The sequence below is a fragment of the Leptospira barantonii genome, assembly GCF_002811925.1.
Taxonomy (GTDB): Bacteria; Spirochaetota; Leptospiria; order Leptospirales; family Leptospiraceae; genus Leptospira; species Leptospira barantonii.
On the sequence record NZ_NPDS01000007.1, the window covers coordinates 45,363 to 67,437 of the forward strand.

Below are 22,075 nucleotides of genomic sequence, written 5' to 3' on the forward strand. Positions count from 1 at the left end.
CTCAAAACACTGTATTTAAGCCAGTCAACTTTTTACATTTGACAGGATAGTCTTCTAGAATTTCGTTGGCCAAAACCGTATGAAGAATTCCAATCCACCAAAATCAAAAGAATCGTTTCCAAAACGTCCTTTTGAAGATCAAGTCAATGACGATCAGAGAAAATATTCTCGCTACGTATGCGATTCGCGGGCAATTCCGCATGAAATCGACGGTCTGAAACCCGTTCAGAGAAGAATTCTCTGGGCAATGTGGAACTCGGACGCAAGAAACCGTTATACAAAAACCGTAAAAGTCGCAGGTCTTGCGATGGGATATCACCCTCACGGAGATAAATCCATTCAGGATGCGCTTTCACAAATGGCTCAAGACTTTACTTTTGCCAATAATATTCCCTTAGTTTCCGGTGAAGGAACCTTCGGAGACGTTTTGGATCCGAGCGCGATCGCTTCTCCGCGTTATACCGAAGTTAAATTGTCCGACTTTGCAAAAGATTTGGGATTCTTTGAAAGTTTGCCGGACATCGACTACGTTAAGAACTACGACGAGACGGAAGAAGAACCGATTCACTTTGTCGGAAAAGTTCCGATCGTCCTTTTGAACAACATTCAAGGAATCGCAACCGGATTTCGTTGTTTTATTCCGGGCCATAGACTTGCGGATATCGTTAAGTCTCAGGTGAATTATCTCAAAACGAAAAAACCTCTTCCATTGAAACCTTGGTACAAAGATTTCGGCGGCGAAGTGAAGATGGCCGAAACCGAAACGGGCAATATCTCGATGTCGACGACGTTCGCGTTCAAATGGGAAGGCGACACTTTGTATCTTACCGATTCTCCGATGAACTGGAATCGCGAAAAAGTTGTCTCCTTACTCGACGACATTCTTGAAAGAAAGGATTCTTGGTTAAAGGATTATGTGGATTATTCCAGCCAGACTTTTAAGGTCGAACTTCAATACAAGAAGGGAGAAAAGCCTACCCAAAAAGAAATTATGGCCCTCTTCAATAAGGAAGACGTTCAAACTCTTGCGATGAACGTGATTACCTTCGACGGTAAACTGAAGAATTTTAAACCCGAAGAAATCATCAAACGTTTCTGCGACTTCCGCAAAACGCATTTGATCCGAAGATTCAAACGTCTTTCCGGTTTGGAAGAAGAGAAGATCGAAAGAAACTCCGAGCTGATCCGTTTTATCAAAGAAAGATGGAACGAAAAAGTAATCGGGATCAAATCCAAAAAGGACTTCGAAGACAAACTCAAAGCTTCCAAATTCAAATACTTCGAATGGTTGTCCACGATTCCCGTGTATAGAATGACGATCGAAGAAGTTCGCAAATGCGAAGAAGCCATAGTAGAAGCAAAAACGACTCTGGCTCGTTACCAAGGTCTGGTCAAAGAAGACAAAAAACTGACCGACTATATGATCACCGAGTTGGACGAACTTCAAAATAAATGGGATAAAGTATGAGCGCCGATAAGAACAAAGTAAAAGATAAAACATCCCAAGAAAGAAATTTTAAAAAGTTATCCAACGTGGAACACGTTCGGATGAGAACCGGTATGTGGTTGGGGCAAAACTCCGCGTCCACGTTCGAACAGCATTTCTTCCGTAAAAACAACGAAGGAAAATACGAAATCGTTCACGAAGAACTCGAAGACGTTCCGGCGAAACTGAAATGTTTGGACGAAGCTTGTATGAACGCGGTGGACGAATACCGCAAAAATCAAAAGGACAAAACGATTCCCGAAAAGGATAAGATGTCCAAGTTGATCATTCAACTTTCTTCCGATCGTAAATGTGTTACGATTACGGATAACGGACGCGGAATTCCGGCGACCAACGCGGAAGGAGTTTATCTCCATTTGATGTATGGGGAAAATTTCGACGATCACGTAAAACAAGATCACGTCGCGGGTCAGAACGGAGTCGGTATTTCTCTCGTGAGAATGGTTTCCAACTACTTCAAAGTAAAAACCGTAAACAACGGAAATTCTTTTAAAAAATTATTCACCGTTCACGACGACGTCAAAAAACAAATCCGTTCTTATAAACTTTCCAAAGAAGATACGGATCGTGTTTTTCTCTACTTCGACGAACACGGAAAGTTCACGGATTGCAACCTTCTTACAAAGGACCAGATCGACAAACTCGGACCTCTATTGAAGAAAACGAACATGCAGGAATTGATCGAAAAAGCTTCGAAAGAAGACCATGGAACTTCCGTGGAATTCGAACTGAATCCTCAGTATTTCAACAAGCTGGATGTTTCGTTCAACGTGGATTTGATGAAGCAGTATCTTCAGGACATCGCGATGACCAATCCGGGTCTGGAAGTTCAGTTTGTTTTTAAAGGAAAGAAGGATAAGTATAAGTTCAAGAAAGGTCTCGACGAGATTTTTTCCCATTCCGATCTCGTTTACTACAAGATGGATTATACCGCTCCGGGTGCCGCTTCTCAACTGCATCTGGAAACCTACTTAGTCATCGGACAAAATAAGAACCTGACTTGGGTGAATTCCATCTTCGCTCCGCAAGGCGGTTCAGCGATCGAATATCTGGAGAATAGAATCTGCGACGAGGTTCGTAAAAAAAGTCAGATCACCTCGCTCGAGAAAAAACTCAAAACCAGTTCGACTCGAAACGACGTGAGAAACTGTTTTCATATGTATGTGAACGCGAGACTTTTAAATCCTCGTTTTAAATCTCAGGATAAATCCTACTTAATCAACGATTTGAACGAAGAGATTCGGAACGCCGTCGACAAACATCTTGAAAAGTTCATCAAGAAGACCGGGCTTCTGGAAGAAATCAAACTTCAGATGGAAAAACGCACCCAGCTCAAAGCTTTTGAAGACGCGCAAAAAGGTCTTAAAAAAGCGAGCCGTATGAATATTCCTAAGCTCATGCCTCCTACCGGAAAACCGGGAGATCCGGGGCGAGTTTTGTTCGTAGCGGAAGGAGATTCCGCAATCGCGGGTTTACGTCCTGCAAGAAATCCAAAACTGCACGGTCTATTTCCTCTGCGCGGTAAACCGCTCAACTGCAAAGGAATGAGTATCGCAAAGGCAATTGCAAACGAAGAATTAAAAAACATCGTAGCGATCGTAGGTTTGCCTTTGGATCAAAAAGTAAAATCGATCGACGAACTCAATTACGAAAAAATCAGCATCATCACCGATGCAGACTTCGACGGATATGCGATTCGTTCTTTGATGCTTTCTTTCTTTTACGAATATTGGCCGGAACTTTTTGAACTGGGTTTTATTCATATCTCCAGCGCGCCTCTTTACGAAGTGGATGTGAAATTGGGAGATAAGAAAAAGGAAACCGTATTCTGTATCGACGACAAAGATTACGATGAATTGATCAAACGCGTTGAAAAAGGCGGAGGAGAAATCACTCGTAAAAAACGGAACAAAGGGCTTGGGGAAACCGGAAAAGAAGCCATGAAGTTCGCAGTCGAAGAATGTATGACCAAGATCACGATCGGAAACAAAAAAGAGGCTTCGAAAGTCCAAAGCCTTTGGTTCCACAAAGACTTTGCGGAACAAAGAAGGGACGCGATTTCCGAATACGCGATGAGCGTGATCGAGGATTGATTTTCATTTAAGTAAAGAATTAGAAAAGTAGAATATTCTGATTTTTTAAAAAGGGCCACGAGCCCTTTTTTATTTTGTTGGAGTTCCTACAAAATCGTGGGACGAGATGGCGTTGACATCCGGAAGTTTTTCTGATATAAGCGGATTTGCCGAAGAATTCCCACAAAGTAGAACTCAGCGCCTCGCTCACTACGGATCGCTCGTCATCACCACCGCCACCCAATGCGGGTGGGGGCCAGTTTGTTTTACTAAAATAGTCGGAACAACGACAAGCCGATCAAACCTGATTCACGGCTCGGATCGCGGAAGTGAGCGCGCCTTCCACGGTCCCGTTGATTTCTGCTGTGTGTTCTCCCGCGAAAAAAATTCGATCCATCGGTTTTAAAAGGGAGATGATCGATCCGTAACTTCCCGGTGGAAACGTCGCAATTCCCGCAGGAACATATTTAGATTGGGAAACGTCGCTACTTTGAATTCTCAAAACCTGCAGATCTTTCTTTTGTCCCAGACGTTCCAGCGCGAGACGGATATATTCCACTTTCATTGCATCCGTGGAAGAAGCCAGTACGTCGTAACGATCTCCGGTCGAAATCATTCCGAGAACTTTATCCTCCGCATTCGCTTTCGTTCCCGCGTCGTAGATAAAACCGGCGGCCGAATCCGAATAAGCCGAAAAATTCTCCCTTGACCAAGGAGATTCTCGCAACATTAGAAAAGTCTTATAGATCCTGGAGTAACGAATTCTGAGCGCGGATAATTTCTTTTCTTTGTCCAACTCGGGGTCCCACTGAATCGACGTTAGCTGATTTGCGGGCAAAGTGGAAATACACGAGTTACCTTCTATCTTTTTTCCGGAAGCGGTAGTAACCGAAACTTTTCCTTCCGCCTGAACGACGGACACGACCGGGTCGGCGAAAATCGTTTCCGTGTTTTCCAAAGAGAACACGAGAGCTTTTGCGAGCGCTTCCATTCCCCCTTCCAAACGTGTGTTGTATTTCGGAAAGTTGACGAGATCCGAAAGAACCTTCTGCGCGGACAAAGAACGAAGAGAATCCCCATAATATAAGGAATACTTAAAGTTCAATACGTTTAGATCTTCGGGAGTCATCCCTTGGTATATTAGAAAATTATAAAAACTGATTCTATCCAATTCCTGTTGTTGTGTGGAGTTGATTTTGGAATTCATCTGAACGAGTTTGTTCAAAATCTCCTGAGACTTCGAAGATATGTCCCAGGTTCCGAACTTCTGATAGGTTCCGAAAAACAAATCCGATTGAACTTCGAAGTCCGTCGTCTTCAATCCCAATTCGCGGATTAAACTTCTCGCAGTCCTATGTTCCGCTTGAAGCCATTCCGCTCCAAGATCCAAAAAGTTTCCGCTTCCATCGGCGACGGTTCGGATTCTCCCACCCAAACGATCCGTGGCTTCGATGAGTTTAACTTTGATTCCGGTTTTTCCCAAAAGGTAGGATGCGTACAGACCGGAAATTCCTCCACCCAGCACGATCACGGTCTTCTGAGAGGAAGAAGACCCTTGGGCCGATAATTTCATTCCAGGAAGGCCGGAAATGCCCGTAGCGGTCAATATTCCAAGTTTGATAAACTCCGATCTGCTTAGTTTCATTGAATTGTCCGATTTGAATTTGGAAAAGTTAGATTCCTTTCTTTATTTTCGGTCAAAATCTTGCCTTCTTGGAAAGAATTTGAACGGGTTCGCCCGAAATCTGTCGCATTCTCGATCCTTAGAAAAACCCTTGCGCGCAAAAGGTTCCAATTTTCACCTGTCCTTAAGCTTTCAGGGAGGAAGTTGGGTGAAATTCCCACGCTGACCCGCAACTGTGATTTCGATTCTCCGATGAGTTTCGATAAGCCAGATCTTCCCCGCGAACAACGTCCTCGAGGTAGGGACAGTTCGAAACTCGCCTTTGCATTTTTCATGCGTCCGCGATGGGGTCCCGAAAGACGAACGTCGGGGGACCCGAGTGGAAAATTCAAACTTTTCGATCCATTCGTTTAGGGAGAATTCTAAATCGAATTCAATACGTTTTTCATTTAGGATTTTCTCTACCCTGACAAAGGAAAACTTTTGCAGGTAACAACATGAAGAAACTTTCAACACATTGGAAACTTTTTGCGGCAACCTTTCTGATTCTCGGATTGGTGAATTGTTTTGAAACGAAGAAGGAAGATAACAACGATCAGATCAGCGCGATCTTAGCGGTCGTCAACGCTTCTAACCTTCAGATCGCGGGAAATTGGAGCGCGTATAATGGAACTCCTTCATTTGCTGGGGACGCATTCAGCTCGGCGGGAACCGTTAAGACCGGAGAATATACGATTACCAATTACACGTTTAAACAAGTAAGCGGTACTTCAACTTACGAAGCGAATATTCTTGCATACGATAATTCTAAACAAGCGATCTACGTCCAGTTTACCGCTCACCCGTTCGGTGCGGCCGGAAAATTTTCTGCTTATTATTGGAATTACTTTACCGATAATAAGTTCTATCTTTGCGCGGATCTTACCGGAAATAAAACTACTTTGGACGCGGTCAAAGCGAGCACACAATCAAACGATAAAACGAACATGAATACTGGTTGTTATACGAACAACACGTTCACTCCGGGAACCGGATCCATTTGGAATCGTTTCGAAGCTAGATAATCAAAATTGATAAACGAGTAAGACGAAAGAATTTTTGTCTTACTCGTTTCGAGCAACTTTATGAAACATAAAATCTTCAGCAATATACGAGCCATTCTAATCATCGTTCTTATTTTATTCCTTTCTGATTGTAAGCCAGAGTCAAAAGACGATTCTTCTTTAGCCGCATTGTTATTTATAGCGCAAACCGGAAGTTCCGCCAACGCTTCCAGACCTTGCAAAGATAGAATTGCAATCGATCAAACAGGCGTTTATAACGCCAAAGAAATCGTAAGCGCTCCCGCAAACGTTGGAAGCGGATTTCAAGATTCGATTTGCGCCGTTGACGGCGTTATGGGAATGGGAAGTTTCAACGGATCGCTGGATGTTTTCACGTTGGATACGAACGGAGCCGGAGCGTCTTTGATTTTAGGATGGTTCGGCAAAAAAGTTCAGAATGCAACCGGCGCCGATTTCATCGTATTTGAAAATCCGTTTCAACAAGGCGGAAATGCGACCACTGTATACTTGGAACCAGTCATCGTGGAAGTCGGTAACGATCAAACGAATTGGTGCGGATGGAATCCAACTTATACAGGCGGTGGAACTTTCTCGAACAACCCCACAAACTGGCTTCGATTTGCCGGATTGAAATACGTGGATTACAATCAAATCACAAACCCGATGAATTCGACCACGCTCTTCGCTTCGGGTGGAGGAGATTCCTTTGATCTCGGTGATGCGAACTTCGGAAACTCCGGAACGGGTTGTAACGGAGCTTTGAAAACCGAACTTCAGACAAACGGATTTCTTTACGTAAAACTCACATCGGCAAAAGCGATTTTAACTTCGCTTCCTATTCCGGGAGCAAATGAAAACCCCGACATAGACGGAGTTATCGCGAAACAACTCAGCCCATAATATTAGGAGAATAGAATGTTAAACCTCGATCGTATTCTTAAAAATCTGAAATCAAAACTCGCGGCAAACGATACGATTTCATCCATCGGCGTAATCCTATCCGGAATCTCCCGATTTTTACCGCATCCTTCCAACTTTACTTCGGTCGGTGCGATGACAGTATACTCCGGAGCGAGAGTTCAGGGCTGGAAAGCCTTCGCCTATCCGTTGTTAATGCTTGTTGTAACCGATCTGATTCTTTCCAAGGTTCATGGTTACGATTGGTTTTATGAAGGACTTCCTTTAGTTTATGCGGCTCATCTAATCTGCGTAGCTTTGGGAAGAATTTTTCTGAAAGATAGCACAAAGATCGCTTCGGTATTTCTTGTGACCTTACTTGCGAGCACTCAATTCTTTATTCTTTCCAACTTTTCAGTATGGGCATTCTCTTCCATCTATCCGAAAACTTCCGAAGGTTTATTGACTTGCTATATCGCCGCTATCCCCTATTTTGGTGGTACTCTACTCGGAAACTTGATCTACACTCCGATTCTTTTCGGAATTTTGGATCGGGTTGAATTAAAAGTGAAAACGAATTTTACGAATCCTATCGACGAGACTGAGAAGGAACTTTCCGTTTGAATCCTAATGAACTTCTTACCAAATTACAAAGTAAAATCGATCTAAAAACAAAACCTCCCGGTTCGCTGGGAGCTTTGGAATCTCTCGCGCTTCAAATCGGTCTTGTCCAAAACACCGATTCTCCCCAACTTTCAGACCCACACATTCTTGTTTTTGCCGGAGATCACGGTCTTGCCAACTCCGGCGTGAGCGCTTATCCGAAAGAAGTCACCTATCAAATGGTATTCAATTTTTTGAATGGAGGAGCGGCGATCAACGCGTTCTGCAAACAGAATTCGATCAAACTCAAAGTCGTGGACGCCGGAGTCGATTTCGCTTTTCCTCTGGATTCGGTTTCCATCAATCCGGATTTTATCGGCGCAAAGGTCGGGTTCGGAACCAAGAATATTCTCATGGAACCCGCGATGACCAAGGAAGAATGCAATCAGGCGATCGAAAGAGGCGCCTGGGTTTCCACCGAATCTGTATCAAAGAATTGTAATGTGATCGGATTCGGAGAAATGGGAATCGGAAACACTTCCTCCGCGAGTCTGATTACCGCCAGTCTATTGAACAAGGATTTAAAGGAAGTAACCGGAAGAGGGACCGGATTGAACGATCAGGGTTTTCAGAAAAAGATCGTGATCTTAGAAGAATGTCTTCGTAAATACCAAAGTTCTTTAGAAACGCCTTTCGACGTTTTGCAAATTTTCGGAGGTTTCGAAATCGCGATGATGGTCGGAGCGATGATCGATTCGGCGAAAAAGGGACGAATCATTATGGTCGACGGATTTATCGCAACCTCCGCATTCTTAATCGCACAAAGAATGGAACCGGTAATCATCAAAAACGCAGTCTTTTGTCATAAGTCGGTCGAACCCGGCCATACATATCTATTAGAAGAATGGAATGCAAAACCCATTCTCGATTTAGGACTGAGACTCGGCGAAGGAACCGGATGCGCCGTCGCGTTTCCGATTCTTTTGTCCGCAGTGACTTTCTTAAAAGACATGGCTTCTTTCGAATCCGCAAAAGTGGATCAGAAACGTTGAATCGATTCCGAGAAGAGTGGAATCGTTTCTGCGCTTCTTGGATGTTCAATACAAGACTTCCCGTTCCTCCGTTTTACGTTTATTCGGAATCCTCAGTCTCAAGATCGTCACGTTATTTTCCTTTGATCGGTTGGATCGTTTCGGCAGGCGCTTCCTTTTTTACTTACTTTCTTTCCTGGATTCTTCCCGTTGAAATTTCCGTAATTCTCGGAATGATCGCGAGTGTTTTGATCACGGGAGGATTTCATGAAGACGGACTTGCGGACGTTTGCGACGCGTTCGGCGGAGGTTGGAGTAAGGAAAAAATTCTGGAGATCATGAAAGACAGTCGAATCGGAACCTTCGGTTCCTTGGGTTTGATTCTTTCTTTGGGTTTGAAATATCTTTTGCTCGTGAAGTTGTTTCAAATTTCTCCTTGGATCTTTTTGTTCACTTCCTGGTTCGCACACGCCGCAAGTCGATGGTTCGCTCTCGTGATGATGATGTTGATTCCGTATGCGAGGGACAACGATCTTTCCAAATCAAAACCTATGGTAAAGAAATTGCCGTTGCCCGACTTTCTTCTTTCCGTATTTTTCGGATGTTCACCCGCGGTTTACTTTGCGTTTCAACATAAGGATCGATTGCCGAATATTCTTTTGGGATTTTTTCTTTCATTCGCATTCGTTCTATACTTTCGAAGTTATTTCAAAAAATGGATCGAAGGTTTTACGGGGGATTGCCTCGGCTTCACGCAACAAGGCGTCGAGCTCCTTCTCTATTTGGGAATGATCGTTTCTTGGAACTTTATTTAATCCGACATACGACCCCCGACGTTCCCAAAGGAACCTGTTACGGAAGAACGGACGTTCCTTTGATTCCGGGTTTTCAATCCGAGTTCGATTCCGTTTTCGAAAAAATCCGAACCGTTCCCGAAAGAATCTACTCAAGTCCGAGCTCGCGTTGCAAACTTCTCGCAGAATTCTTAATCGAAAAAGAACCGAAAGGTATATTAGAATATTCGACTTGTCTGATGGAGTTGAACTTCGGCATTTGGGAAGGAAAACTCTGGTCCGATATTTCGGAAGAAGAATCCGATTCCTGGACGAAAAACTTCGTAAACGAAAAAACTCCAAACGGGGAAAGTTATCTTGAAATGTTCCAAAGGGTTTCCGAGTTCTTGGACGGAATTTTGAAATCCGATCCGAGCGGTAAAATCGGAATCGTCACACACGCCGGAGTGATTCGAATCATTCTTTGTAAACTTTTGGAGATTCCCTTGGAACGAAGTTTTTCATTCGAGTTGAACTACGGCTCTTTGAGTAAGATCGTAATTCAAAAGAATGGGACAGAATTTTTTTCCAAATTGATCTTTTGGAATCGCTGATACGACCTTAACGCTATAGTTTTTACGCGAATTTCCGATAGAATTCTTAACATGCGACTTTTTGTTCATTCCGTTTTTATTCAGATTCAAAGGATCGCATATACGTTCGCGTTGATCTTGTTTTTTTTATCCTTCGTAAACGAAGTCTCGTCTGAAAATAAGGAACGATCCAAACTCTTTATCATAGACGCTTCGGGATCGATGAACGAATATCTCGGAATTTATCAGAAAATCCATCTCGCAAAAAAACACGTCAGTCATTATATCGCCGGCCTACCTTCGGAAACCGACGTCGGATTTATGGCATACGGAAACAGAGTACCCGGTTGTTCCTCTTCGCGTTTGTATCAACCCTTGGAAGCGGGCAATCACGAGGCATTCAAATCTCGTCTATTCGGTTTAACACCTTCCGGTACGACTCCTCTCGCGGAATCGATTCGAATCGCGGGGACATTGATCTCTCAAAGAAAAAAAGAAACCGAAATCATTCTCGTTACCGACGGAGTGGAAAGTTGTTACGGAGATCCGAAAAAGGAACTTCAAGTTCTAAAACAAAAAGGAATTCCGTTTAAATTTCACATCTTCGGGCTCGGTTTAAAACCGAACGAAGAACAACAAATGAGAATTCTTACCGAAGAAGGAAACGGAAATTATTTCGGAATCGAAGACGATTCTTCGTTTTATACGGCCCTGGATTCCCTGAAAACTCAATCCGATACGGTCGCGGCCGTCAAAGAACCGCAGAAGAATCCGATTCCAAAACCTAACAACGATTTGATGGTTTGGTTTGAAAAGATCCATAGAAAACCCCGTATATCCGACACCCAAGTTATGTATATAATCGACTTCGGTTTTAAAGCGGGAAACAGTCCTAAGAATTGTGTAGTGCTCAACGTAAAACGGAAAGCGAATTCTCCCCGTCAGAGTTTAGGTCCGAAAAGAATTTCTTCGCCGGAGAATTTAATCCGAACCGAAAGTGTATGTTTCGATCTTTCAGAAGGTAAGGGAAAGATCGAAATCCAAGTTCCGGCGGAAGATTCGTTAACCGGAGTTTTAGAACTGTGGGATATGACCGGAGTTCCGTCCGCGCTCGGTGTTTCCGAGGAAGAGGAACTCCGTTAAGAACGTTAGACGTCACAGATGTAAATCGAATTCAGCCGGAAAGCTCACCTTATATTTCAGTCTAACTTCCCGTTTTTGATTCGGTTTTAGATCCAATTTCCATTCTAAAATTCCGGAATCCTTTCTTGTTTCCGCGTAACCGGGAGTTGTTTCCGAATCGATCGAAATCTTTACACTTTCCACGCCCGAAACCGGAATCGATTCCTGAAACGAAATCGATCTGGATTCTTTTCCGAAATTTTCAAGTTCCACTCGAATCAACTTTTCGATCACCTTGGTTCCGGAAAGAAGACCCTCTTTGGTTTGATTCGATTCTTTTCTGTAGATCGCGCGGATTTCGTTTTCGGAGCCGAAAGATATTTCCGCTTTTTCACCCGGACTTATATAACCGAAACTGGATGTTCCCACCATTCCCGCTTGGCGAAACACGGCCGCCTCGCCGGGAAGAATCGGAAAGCCTGAAAGATTTTTAAAACTTCCTTTAATGAGCGGATAACGTTTCAACGCGGGAACATACAGAGCGCTAAACACTGCGTCAGTTGAAAACGAAGCGAGGGATAACTTTTTGGATTCTTTTCTGGAAAGAAGGGTCACAGGTTTGGAATAACGAAACAAAAAGCCGCTTCCCGATTCTTCGCTGTTTCCCGTAGTCGGATCGGTTCCCGCTTCGGGAGATTCCACTTCGGGTGCGATGTTCGCTTCTCCGGCGGTTGAACTTTGATTTTGTACTGCGACGAGCCCGTCTTTGTTCGTTTGTTTTTTCTGATCGTATAACTTTTGACTGGAAAGGCGAGGTCTTCTACCGCTTACGTCGGGGCTGGATGTAGATAATAAAAGATTAATATTATTCCAATCTTCTCCACTTTCCTGATTGATCTCGGCGAGATATTCGAGTTCTATCTTCTCCCTTCCATCCATACGCACCGAATAGAAAGGTTTCCACGAAACTCCTCCGGATTGATACGTAAGATTCAACTTGGCTTCCTTTTTTTCCGCGCCGTTGAAACTGATCAGAACTTTCGTAATTCGCGAGGATTTTTCGGATAAAGAAAGAATCACTCCGAGTTTATCTCTTAACTCTGAAAGTTTTTTACGAAGATCTCGAATCGAACGAGTGACTTCCTGATTGGAATTCAATGCGGCTTGAATGGCCTGACGATTTCCGGAAAGGGATTGAAACCATTTCTTAGAATCGGCTTCGTTCTTTTTGTAGAAAAGATTTTTGGAGATCATTTCCGAAAGTTTCAGTCTCGTATCCACGAGAATTCTTTTCAGATTTTTTAGATTCGAATCCTTTCCTTCGTGACCTTCGATTTCCTTTTCCAGAACTCTGATTTTCTTTTGCAGTTCCAAAGCCTCTTCGTTGTGAATGATGGCCCCGGTTTCGATCCAAGTGCTCGAACCGACCACGGAAGCTCCGGGAGCTTCCACGGACGCGACCAAAGATTCGTCTTGAAGAGCGACCGGAAGATTTCGAATGAGAAGTTCGTTGAGCCCCGGTTCCAAATTGATTCTTCCGCTTCTCAAAACTCCGGCGGACGATTCGTAAAGAGTTACGTCCTGAACCTTGAGTTCCACTTCTCTCCCGCTCAAAGGGGAGAATAAAAACGCAATCGCAAGTAAGAATATTCCAAAATTTGAATTTTTCATCTTAGTATCCTCCGGAACCTGGAGTTCGGATCAGACGGTTATCGGTCGGGTGACTTACAGAATATTCAAATTCTATAATTCTCTTTCCGCCCGAAGGAAGTTCCATTTTGTAAGTTAAAATTCCTTCCTCGTTTTTAGAAGGAACGTCCTTACCGAAATCGAATTTGATTTCCACGCTGTCGTCCACCGTATAAGGAACACGATCGATCAGAGTGATCACCGCGTTTCTTTTTTTACGATTTCTGATTTCTATGCTGACCTTGTATTTGATCTTTGTGCGCGACGAAATCACACCTTCCTTTTGTTCAAAAGAAGTTTCCCTTCTATTTACGAGAATGTCCCGATCTTGACCGAGTTCCATTCGAATCGCCTCACCGGGTTTGCTTACGCTGAGAACCGTATTGCCTAAAAGTGTATTCCCCGAAAAAACTTCCATCGGACCGGCGAGTAAAGGTTCTCCTTCCGAATTTGAAGCTTCTACGGTAAGATAAGCGCCCGGACCCGCGAGAGGAGAAGTGGAATAGCCGGGTGTTAAGGATAAGTTTTTCTTCTTTAGAAAAACCTTATTGAGAGAACGATCCGAAGGAATCGTTTCCGAAATCCCGGAAGCGTATTGATAATCAAAACCTTCCAAAGGTGAAGGCGGAATCAAACCACCCGGAACTTTTTGAGAAGAAAGAATCAGACTTCCTTTACGAAGTAGGTCTTCCGTATACGTTTCGATGGAATTCAATTCCTTACGGGAAAAATCCGAAAGTTTGGAGAATTTTTTCAGAGCTTCCTGCCCGTAATAATTCGCCTGATCGTATTGACCGTTGTTGAAGTTGTATTGCTGATTTGCTAAATCATTCTTCAGTTGATTGAGATTGTCTTCGGTTCGAAGAGAATTCGCTCGATTGGAATAATTCTGTTGAATGATCTGACGAGATTGTTCCATCGGAGCCGGTGCATTCTTTGCAGGTGCGTTGCTCTGCGCATAACCGTCCGATTTCGAAGCGGCGCGTTTGCTGATTTTTCCGGAGACCTTATATTCTTCTTTTTTCTTTTCCCTTGCGGCTCCGGCGGAAGGTGAAGGAGCCTCGTCCCTCGCTTCAAAGGCGACACTTTCTTCGTAATCGTTATACGCTTGTTGTTTCACGTCGTCGATGGAAGACTGAGTTTGAATTCTCCATTCTCTTACGATCGGAAGATCTATATCCAAGTCGGGATTGGAAGCGGTGAAAAAAAGTTTTACCTTGTCCCAATCTTCTCCCGTATCGTTTCGAACAAGCGCAAACCAACTGAGATCTCCGCTTCTGGATTCGTCCGTAAGCTGGAGAGAATATCGAGGAAACCAACTCGCACCCGGAATCAAATATTTATATTCGATAAACGTTTCCGAATCATCGGAGGTTTCCGTTTCAAGATAGATTTCCTTTTTTTGTTTCGCCTCGAGTCTTCCGAGATGATCCAAACGTGCGTCCGCAACCAACCCTTCTTCTCGAACTTGATCGAGAGTTTCGAGTTTTTTCTGACGAATCAAAGACAATTGATTGAGATGTTCCTGATATTGTTTTTGAAAACCGGATAAGAATTCGGGATCCGCGATCTCTTCTTGTGGAGCCGGATCTTTTTTAATCGCCGGAGAAATTTTTACGATCGTCTTCTCTTCTTCGATCAATTCCTGAATTTCGGAACTCAAAAGTTCTATCTGATCGTTGAGGGCTTCTTGTCGCTTTAACAAAGAAGCGATTTCTTTCGTTCTGGCTTTTCGTTCCACGCGAATTCTCGCTCGAATTCCCCGGATCTTAATCTTCTTGGAAGAATCCGGAAAACGAACCGAGATCGTTCTTTCCGAAACGTGATCCGGAATTTCACCGAGATAAATTTCGGAACTTCCCGCTTTGATCTTGGTTCTTAGATTTCTCGTAACATACGCAAAGCTGGAATACAACACGACGGATTGAATTCGAGACAAATCGACTTTCTCCGGCGTCGTGGCCGCGATTCGTTCGCCTACGGACCGTTCGTCGGTCTCCGAAGAATCGACTTCATCCTGACCTTTAACCGGCGGAGCCGTTAAAATCAGAAAGATAAGAATCAAAATTGGAAATAACTTTTTTTCAATCCGCAACGGTAGAAAGGATTGTCGCATACGGTTTTTCTCCGAGAAACCAGTGTTTCTTCTTCACGAAAAGAAACACCGGTTCCCGAGACGGGTCAACCGTTTTCCCTAAGGGGAGAAGGTAGGTTTCAGAAAGTACTTTGGGCCTGGGTCTTTTGACCTCCGACCGAAAAGAATCGTTTCTGACTGATTAAAAAACTTCCGAGTACGGTTAAGGAAACGAGAGATCCGATCTGGAGAATTCTCGGTAAAGCGAGAATCCATTCTTCGCTTAATAACATTTTTAGTTTTTCCACTCCGGTAAAATCCATCGGAAATAGGAAAGAAATTGCGACGATCGAACTCATTCTTACGATTTCGGAAATCATTCCACTCGTTTTGGTTTCGAAAATCGCGCTGATATTCCAGAAAGTCCAAAGAATATAAAAACCAAGAACCAACATCTCGAACAAAGGAAGTTCCTTTTTGAATTCTATGTAGGTCATGGAACCGCCGATTCCCAACGCGAATTGAACCGCGGAATAGGTCATCAGAGTCGCGGGAATATGAGTATTAAACTTTTTGTATGTCTTCTTATCGATTTCCGGAGGGGAAATAAATTCTCCGATATCGGAAGGTTGCCAACCCGGTGGTTTGAACCAAACCAGAAATTTATCCTTCCAGTTTTTGGTTTTCCAAGCCATTTTAAAAAGATCTTCGAAGTGATGAATCTGCGCGTGAACCGGACTCCAAGTCTGAAGAGGTTTTACGATTCCGAAAATCGGCTCGTCTTCCTCTTCGATATAAGTTCCGAGCATTCTGTCCCAAATCGCAAAGGTTCCCGCATAATTTTTATCGATGTATTTGGGATTGCGGGCGTGATGAACTCTGTGTTGAGAAGGTGTGTTGAGTATGTATTCGAGAATTCCCAATTTCCCGATCAATCGAGTATGAATCCAAAATTGATAAGCGAAGTTCACTTGGATACAAATCACGAACATCATCGGAGAAAATCCGATCACGGCGAGCGGAAGATAAAACGGAAGGGAGAATAAATTCTGAAAGATCCCCTGTCTTAAAGCGACCGTGTAATTGTAGTCTTCACTTTGATGATGCGCGACGTGAGACGCCCAGAATACGTTGATTTCATGACCGAGACGATGATACCAGTAGTAGCAAAAATCCGCCAATACGTAACAAGCGATCCATCCCCAAACGGAAGTATCAGAGATTTGGAAAATTCCAAAATTCTTATATACCCAAGCGTAAATAGACAAGAGGCCGACGGTGACAAACACCGTAAAAACCTGCATATAAATTCCTGCGGTTAGATTGCTCACGGAATCCTTAAATCGATATACTGGCTTTTTTACCGCGTATCCTACGATCAGTTCCACAACCAGCAGAACAAAAAATACGGGAGTGATCAACTCGATGAGATTCTTTTCCATAATCGGTTCGCTTCCTTTTTCTTCTTCACTATGAACCCACAAAGAAACCGAATTCAAAACGAACGCGGTTCATTCTATGTGAGTTTCAGCTCAAAGTGAACTCTGTAGCGATCGCTATTGTCAAGAAAAAAGGAAAACGGTCGAAATCGGAGTTCCGACCGTAAGATAACACGTGTTATGGATAGAAGTTATCAAACGACTCAACCGTCGTATTTCAGAAGAAGATGGTCATCGAAACACCCACGGTCCAGATATATCCGCCGTAAGAATAATTCGGATTTCTTTCCGTAGGATTGTATTTATGAACTTCCATAGCCTTCAACTGGTGGTTTTCAAAAACTATGTCGAAGATCACCGGCTTTCTAAGACGGTTCATAAATTTAAACGTGGTCGGGCTGAATATATAAGAAAATCCTAAACTATAGATGTTTCGGTCCGAATCCATCCAGTTGTTTGCCCCCGCCATTACCGGTAACGGAGTCGGTCTTGTCGCGAATCCGACTCTCGTTTTTAAGAATTTAAACAAGGAATATTCCGCTCCGATCCGAAAGTTCGTAGTATCGTGAAGATAAAACGCTTCCGAATATTTTTCCTTGATACGGGACATCTTAAACTGACTCCAAAGTTCGCGGTTCATATCCAAACTGAGAACCAATCTGTCGTTCGGTCTGAACGCGAGTCCGTATGAAAAAACTCTCGGGTTGAATCCGTCCAAAATCGCCAAATCGAAATCCAATTGAATCCCCAGAAGGGTTGTCTGCGCTCTCGCTGGAACGGGATCGATCTGAGTGACGGTTTCCCTTTTGTAAGAAGCCCCTAAGCTGAGTTTTCCGTAAGAAAACTGAAGACCGTAGGTAGGATTGATCAACGGCTTCACGGTAAGAATCACTTGTGAGTTCGCCGAAACCGGATCGGGGGAAATCGGAACGTCCTTCATCAAAATACTTCCGGTTCCACCCGCGGTCGCCGTAAAGCCGACCCCGGCAAACAAACGATCCTTCCAGATTTCCAAACCGAGACCGCCCATGATCGTAGGTCTTTCGTTGCTGATTCCCTGTTGCAGATAACGTGGAACCGTTGGATTCTGATCGTTGAGAGTAAGAAGATTTCCGCTTCCGGGAACGAGGGCGTTGATCCCGAAACGAAGACCTCTTCCCATATCGAACATATCGTTCAAATTGAGAGTCAGACCGAGACCTACGAAACTATCTCTTATTTTTGTAATATTCTGATTTCGTGGTGCGGTCGTATGCGAATCCGGATTCGCATAGTGATATTGGAAACTTACTTCGTGAACGCTTCTTTCCGGGCGATTGGCCGGTTTGTATTTAAAGACTTCCTTCGTGAAACCTTCTTTTGTATCGGCCCAAAAACGTTTGTACCAAGGCCCCACAACCGCGGGCTGTTGGGTTGCCGGATCGTTCGGATCCGCGGGTGGAGGTGGAGGAGCGGCATCCTTATTCTCTGGATTTTCCACTCCGTTGGTTCTCGCTTCTTTTTCAATCGAAGCAAGAATCAAATCTCCTTCGGAAAGTCTTCCGAGTCCCGCTGGGTTATAAAATACCGCTGAAGAATTATTGACGATTGCAGTTACCGCGCTTCCCATTCCCGCGGCCGCCGGATGCGCCCCGTAAATGTCCCCGTAACTTCCGGCCTGCATTTCTTTTGCAAAGCCGATCCCGATGAGTAATCCTATCCCGAATGTTCTTTTCAACTTGAGAATTTTCAATTTCGCCTGCCCTCTTCTACGTCCCTCTCCAAGGACATAAAGATACATTTTGACTTATATCGCTTACTGATATTATTATTAAATATCAGTTATTTTTAAAAAGTTCGGATTATTTTATAGGTCGATGCTTAAAAAGTCGAGAAAAAAATTGGAGCGTACGCTACAGGCCGTAGGTTATGTTCCGTTTTTCGGTGGGGAAAGGGTCGATTTGACGCTTTTTGGAAACGTATTCTCGAAATAGATCTTCATGAGGTCCGCGAATCTGAGATAACCGATAAACTGATCCTTCTCCACAATCGCAATTTTATCCAAATCCTGATCTATAAGGATCTTCAACAAACTCGCGAGGGAATCCTCTGGTTTTCCAAAAGGAGCCGAAGTGTCCGTAACGTCTCCGACCGTTATGAGATTTCCTGCGACGTTTCTGGACTCAAGAGTATGCCTCGCTTTTCGCAGAGAAAGAATTCCCAGATATTTATTTTCCCGATCCAGGATCACGTAATCGCTCGCCTGAATTTTTAAGGCCTCTTCTTCCAACCTAGAAAGCAATTGATCTTCTCTGGCAACCGCAATCGTTCTCAATCGATTCTTCCAGGTCTTAACCTGAATCTCTTCCAGAAAGTCGCGGTTCATATCCCAGAAATGCGCAGGCGATTGAAATCTGGTTTCTTTTTGAGCTTGATACAAACTCAACCTATGACTGAGCACAAACGTTAAAATCGAAACAACCATCAACGGAGGCAAAAGAGAATAACTTCCGATCATCTCGCAGATCATAATCATTCCTGCGATCGGAGCGCTTGCAACCCCGGCGTAAAACGCGCCCATTCCTACCAAGATAAAAGATGCAACGGAAAGATCCGGATAAACGAGAACCTTTGCAAGAGTCCCCACCCCTCCACCCAACATTCCTCCGATAAAAAGAGACGGACCGAACATACCCGCGGAGCCGCCGGTTCCGATCGTAAATGAAGTGGTAAGAATTTTAACTCCCGCTAAGATAAAAAATATTGCGACCAGCCAAAGTCCTCTCGTTTGAAACGAAGCGGATAATAAACCTTGAGTTCCCACCGGGTCCTTGCCGTCCAAAGCGACTTGAAGAACCCCGGCCCCGGTTCCGATCGTCTCCGGCAAAAAAAGTCCGATCGTTCCGATCAAAATTCCGCCTAACGCAGGTTTAACGATCGGAGAAATTCTCAACCGCGCTGAAAAATTCTGAACCTTTCTAAAAATTCGGATGAACACGTCTCCGCAAACGAAACAGAGAACGCCCAAGCCCAAATAAAAAATCAAATCCGTATATCTGGAAAACTCCGTATCTGCGACTCGATACACGGTGTTGAATCCGTTGAGGGAACAATAAACCAAGTAAGCCGAAACCGATGAGATAATACAAGGAATCAAAGAATCACTTTCGATGTCTTCGCGGTAGATCATTTCCACCGAGGTAAGAGCGCCACCAAGAGGTGCGTGAAAGATCGCGCCCAATCCTCCGGCAGTTCCGGCCAACAAAAGAGTTCGACGCGCTCTTGCCCCCGCTTTTAAAATCGTAGCAAGCAAGGAACCGAAACCCGCACCGATTTGTGAGATTGGCCCTTCTTTACCGCCGCTTCCTCCGCTCGCCAACGTAAAGATCGTAGCAATGGATTTAACGAGCGAAACGACTGGGTTCATCTTTCCTTCTTGATTGTGAAAGGAATCGATCATCGCATCCGAACCCGTTCCACCCGACTCCGGTGAAAAACGATTCACGATCCAACCCGTAAGAAGTCCGCCCACGACCGGAAGGAAGAACAGGATCCAAGGTCGATACTCGTCCGAGAAAGGAATTCCCCAGTGAATCGCGTCGTTCGAATCGATCAAAAATTCTCCCGAAGCATGAGGAAGCGAAAGACCCGCGGCTCGATCTAAGAATAGATATTCGCAGACGGCAAGAATTCTCGAGAATACGAATGCACCCAAGCCCGAAACGATTCCCGTTAGAATACAATAGAAGTATAAGGATCTTCTTCCGCTGATTCGAAAAATCGGTTGTTTCACTGTTTCCGTTTTCATGGCCGCGTCGATCGAATCGCCGTTTCGAAACGGAGCGATCTTATTTTCGAAATCTATATTCTAAATTATTAATATTTATACGTATAAGACAATTCTACAAGACGGTTGTGGGTAGTCGTATCCTCGATGGCCCCGGTCATCCGATAAAGCCTCGGGATTACGAGCGCCGCGATCACAACACCGCCGTACTGCGTATCGAACACGTTTCCACTCGGACCTTCCTTATTCAGAAGATTGTCAATCGTGCTCTTTTTATGAATGCTGTTCATCGCAAAGTAATACGCAAGTCCTCCGATCAACAAATCGCTCAGAAGATAAAAAGAGGTTCTCGAGAACGTATCCGACGGAGTATAAACCGGCGACTTGCGGGAATTATAAAGTACGGAAAACGCAGGCGAGATTAAGTTCAATCCCTGAGATACAAGATGGGATTTTTTTTCGAGCTTTTCAATTCTCTCGTCCGGAGTTGTGCCGGAAGCGGAACCTACCCCGGTCGCGTCTTTCCTTTGTAATTCGTCCTTAAAGTAATTTCGAAACGCTTTTTCCATACCACTTTTAGGCGCTTCGATTCGCATGATACTTACGTTATCACGCTTTGCGAATTCTCCCAAATAAATATTGAAAGTATATCTGGAATACCAGGGATTCGTATAATGATATTTGAATCCTTTTGTCTTCTTACTGAACTTTACCGAACCTTCCGCAAACTTGTTTAAGGCCGCGGAAACTTTCATATTATTCTCTTCGATGTTTCCGTCCAGTTCGATCACTTCGGATGCGGACAAGGAATGAAACGTCATGAGAAACGGAATGACGATCGTAAGGAGTTTGTAAACGCGGCTCACTGAATCTCTCCCCCTTTGAGATAGGCGATCAAAAGCATGATGGAATTGTAACTAACGTGAGCCGAAATGGAATACCAGATATTTCCGGTTCTCAGATAAAAAAGTCCGAAAAACATTCCCACAAAACTCAACAGAATCGGAACGCTGACCGAAGTTTGACCGCTGTAATGCACCAATCCGAAAACCACCGATGTAAAAAGAAGTCCGGGCATTTCCAAACCCTTCGCCTGAAACTGTTTCAGACAAAATCCTCGAAAGAAAACCTCTTCGACGATTCCCGTTATTAAACCCACGCTGTAAAGAGCCCAGAGCAATAAAGAACGGTTCCCTTTCATCTCCTTAAAGAGCGCGTCTTGAAATTCGTTCGGAGTTTGTTTTCCGAAAATTTTAGTGAGAAAAAAACCGAATACGATCACGAACAAAAACACCAACGCTCCGAGCCCCGCGCCCGTGAACATAGTCTTTAATTCGAATGGATCGCTGAGATTGGCGTATTCCGCCTTGAAGAATTTCACCAATATAAAATAGGCTGGAAGAATAAAACAAAGCGCCCAGATCAATCGATCCACGATCAGAAGCCAAGGTTTTTCTTTTACCATAACTTCGATATAACGCTGATAGATCTGCTTCGTATCGGATTGAATTTCCTTCTGAAATTTCTCCGTTGTTTCCTTGTAAATCTGCGCTCTTGTATCTCCGTCCAAGTACGGAAAGTCACTCGGAAGTTCCTTAGAAATCAAAACCGTAAGAACGATCGAAGTGGCGATTAAGGGAAGAAGAATATAAGTTCCGAGTATCAAAACCAAAAGCTGTTGAAACGCGATAAAGATCGGTTCGAACGGCTTCTTTTGCGGATTACCAGTATTTTCTAAGGATTCCATCGGATCGGGAGTCTCGGTTACAAGCATTTCTGTCTCTTTTTTTGCGTCATTGTTTTTTTAGAATCGGCCGATTC

The 22,075-nt window shown here is 44.0% G+C and carries 17 protein-coding genes; 9 read left to right on the forward strand and 8 right to left on the reverse strand.

Annotated features, from left to right (window positions below):
• Positions 1–79: 79 nt before the first annotated feature.
• Both CH367_RS15265 and CH367_RS15270 read left to right on the forward strand, forming a co-directional pair.
• A complete protein-coding gene (locus CH367_RS15265; protein ID WP_100763373.1) occupies positions 80–1,468 on the forward strand; it encodes a DNA gyrase subunit A in 1,389 nt (462 codons plus the stop codon).
• Entirely contained in the window at positions 1,465–3,600 is a 2,136-nt protein-coding gene (locus CH367_RS15270) for a toprim domain-containing protein (RefSeq protein ID WP_100763374.1), read from the forward strand. Before CH367_RS15265 ends, CH367_RS15270 begins: the two co-directional genes overlap by 4 nt.
• A gap of 277 nt (positions 3,601–3,877) precedes the next feature.
• On the opposite strand, the gene CH367_RS15275 is transcribed toward CH367_RS15270, so the two are convergent.
• The gene (locus CH367_RS15275; protein ID WP_100763375.1) at positions 3,878–5,224 is read right to left on the reverse strand and encodes a flavin monoamine oxidase family protein; all 1,347 of its coding nucleotides are present in this window, start codon (positions 5,222–5,224) and stop codon (positions 3,878–3,880) included.
• Between the two features lie 476 nt (positions 5,225–5,700).
• Between CH367_RS15275 and CH367_RS15280 the strand changes: the two genes are divergently transcribed.
• The 7 genes from CH367_RS15280 to CH367_RS15310 are packed head-to-tail and all read left to right on the forward strand — an operon-like array spanning position 5,701 to position 11,307.
• Complete coding sequence (locus CH367_RS15280; protein WP_100763376.1) at positions 5,701–6,267, forward strand: LIC13354 family exoprotein; 567 nt, start codon at positions 5,701–5,703, stop codon at positions 6,265–6,267.
• Between the two features lie 60 nt (positions 6,268–6,327).
• A complete protein-coding gene (locus tag CH367_RS15285; RefSeq protein ID WP_100763377.1) occupies positions 6,328–7,167 on the forward strand; it encodes an LIC_13355 family lipoprotein in 840 nt (279 codons plus the stop codon).
• A gap of 15 nt (positions 7,168–7,182) precedes the next feature.
• Entirely contained in the window at positions 7,183–7,788 is a 606-nt protein-coding gene (locus CH367_RS15290) for a DUF6580 family putative transport protein (RefSeq protein WP_100763378.1), read from the forward strand.
• Positions 7,785–8,819, forward strand: a complete 1,035-nt coding sequence (gene cobT, locus CH367_RS15295; protein ID WP_100763379.1) for a nicotinate-nucleotide--dimethylbenzimidazole phosphoribosyltransferase — start codon at positions 7,785–7,787, stop codon at positions 8,817–8,819. The genes CH367_RS15290 and cobT overlap by 4 nt, the downstream gene beginning before the upstream one ends.
• A complete protein-coding gene (locus CH367_RS15300; protein WP_100763380.1) occupies positions 8,816–9,613 on the forward strand; it encodes an adenosylcobinamide-GDP ribazoletransferase in 798 nt (265 codons plus the stop codon). The genes cobT and CH367_RS15300 overlap by 4 nt, the downstream gene beginning before the upstream one ends.
• Positions 9,598–10,185 (forward strand): alpha-ribazole phosphatase, encoded by a 588-nt coding sequence (gene cobC, locus CH367_RS15305; protein WP_100763381.1) that lies wholly within the window; start codon positions 9,598–9,600, stop codon positions 10,183–10,185. Before CH367_RS15300 ends, cobC begins: the two co-directional genes overlap by 16 nt.
• A 51-nt stretch (positions 10,186–10,236) precedes the next feature.
• Positions 10,237–11,307 carry a vWA domain-containing protein gene (locus tag CH367_RS15310; RefSeq protein WP_100763382.1) on the forward strand — a complete coding sequence of 357 codons (1,071 nt, stop codon included), beginning with the start codon at positions 10,237–10,239 and terminating at the stop codon, positions 11,305–11,307.
• Positions 11,308–11,319: 12 nt separating this feature from the next.
• On the opposite strand, the gene CH367_RS15315 is transcribed toward CH367_RS15310, so the two are convergent.
• The 7 genes from CH367_RS15315 to CH367_RS15345 all read right to left on the reverse strand — a co-directional run bounded on the left by CH367_RS15315 (position 11,320) and on the right by CH367_RS15345 (position 22,028).
• Positions 11,320–12,957, reverse strand: a complete 1,638-nt coding sequence (locus tag CH367_RS15315; RefSeq protein WP_244284593.1) for a mucoidy inhibitor MuiA family protein — start codon at positions 12,955–12,957, stop codon at positions 11,320–11,322.
• Between the two features lies 1 nt (position 12,958).
• Positions 12,959–15,091: a DUF4139 domain-containing protein gene (locus CH367_RS15320; RefSeq protein ID WP_100763383.1), complete on the reverse strand. Its 2,133-nt coding sequence runs from the start codon at positions 15,089–15,091 to the stop codon at positions 12,959–12,961.
• A gap of 98 nt (positions 15,092–15,189) precedes the next feature.
• Positions 15,190–16,491 carry a sterol desaturase family protein gene (locus tag CH367_RS15325; protein WP_100763594.1) on the reverse strand — a complete coding sequence of 434 codons (1,302 nt, stop codon included), beginning with the start codon at positions 16,489–16,491 and terminating at the stop codon, positions 15,190–15,192.
• A 214-nt stretch (positions 16,492–16,705) separates the two neighbouring features.
• Entirely contained in the window at positions 16,706–18,151 is a 1,446-nt protein-coding gene (locus tag CH367_RS15330; RefSeq protein WP_244284599.1) for an OmpP1/FadL family transporter, read from the reverse strand.
• A 243-nt stretch (positions 18,152–18,394) separates the two neighbouring features.
• Positions 18,395–20,275, reverse strand: coding sequence for a chloride channel protein (locus tag CH367_RS15335; RefSeq protein ID WP_100763385.1), 1,881 nt, complete (start codon positions 20,273–20,275; stop codon positions 18,395–18,397).
• Between the two features lie 68 nt (positions 20,276–20,343).
• Positions 20,344–21,075: a hypothetical protein gene (locus tag CH367_RS15340; RefSeq protein ID WP_100763595.1), complete on the reverse strand. Its 732-nt coding sequence runs from the start codon at positions 21,073–21,075 to the stop codon at positions 20,344–20,346.
• 41 nt (positions 21,076–21,116) lie between these two features.
• Positions 21,117–22,028: a CPBP family intramembrane glutamic endopeptidase gene (locus CH367_RS15345; protein ID WP_100763386.1), complete on the reverse strand. Its 912-nt coding sequence runs from the start codon at positions 22,026–22,028 to the stop codon at positions 21,117–21,119.
• Positions 22,029–22,075 lie beyond the last annotated feature (47 nt).

Bases quoted from the DNA above. Each gene is read 5' to 3' on its own strand.
- CH367_RS15265 (WP_100763373.1), top strand. From the start codon at position 80: ATGAAGAATTCCAATCCACCAAAATCAAAAGAATCGTTTCCAAAACGT.
- CH367_RS15270 (WP_100763374.1), top strand. From the start codon at position 1,465: ATGAGCGCCGATAAGAACAAAGTAAAAGATAAAACATCCCAAGAAAGA.
- CH367_RS15275 (WP_100763375.1), bottom strand. From the start codon at position 5,224: ATGAAACTAAGCAGATCGGAGTTTATCAAACTTGGAATATTGACCGCT.
- CH367_RS15280 (WP_100763376.1), top strand. From the start codon at position 5,701: ATGAAGAAACTTTCAACACATTGGAAACTTTTTGCGGCAACCTTTCTG.
- CH367_RS15285 (WP_100763377.1), top strand. From the start codon at position 6,328: ATGAAACATAAAATCTTCAGCAATATACGAGCCATTCTAATCATCGTT.
- CH367_RS15290 (WP_100763378.1), top strand. From the start codon at position 7,183: ATGTTAAACCTCGATCGTATTCTTAAAAATCTGAAATCAAAACTCGCG.
- CH367_RS15310 (WP_100763382.1), top strand. From the start codon at position 10,237: ATGCGACTTTTTGTTCATTCCGTTTTTATTCAGATTCAAAGGATCGCA.
- CH367_RS15315 (WP_244284593.1), bottom strand. From the start codon at position 12,957: ATGAAAAATTCAAATTTTGGAATATTCTTACTTGCGATTGCGTTTTTA.
- CH367_RS15320 (WP_100763383.1), bottom strand. From the start codon at position 15,091: ATGCGACAATCCTTTCTACCGTTGCGGATTGAAAAAAAGTTATTTCCA.
- CH367_RS15325 (WP_100763594.1), bottom strand. From the start codon at position 16,491: ATGGAAAAGAATCTCATCGAGTTGATCACTCCCGTATTTTTTGTTCTG.
- CH367_RS15330 (WP_244284599.1), bottom strand. From the start codon at position 18,151: ATGCAGGCCGGAAGTTACGGGGACATTTACGGGGCGCATCCGGCGGCC.
- CH367_RS15335 (WP_100763385.1), bottom strand. From the start codon at position 20,275: ATGAAAACGGAAACAGTGAAACAACCGATTTTTCGAATCAGCGGAAGA.
- CH367_RS15340 (WP_100763595.1), bottom strand. From the start codon at position 21,075: ATGACGTTTCATTCCTTGTCCGCATCCGAAGTGATCGAACTGGACGGA.
- CH367_RS15345 (WP_100763386.1), bottom strand. From the start codon at position 22,028: ATGCTTGTAACCGAGACTCCCGATCCGATGGAATCCTTAGAAAATACT.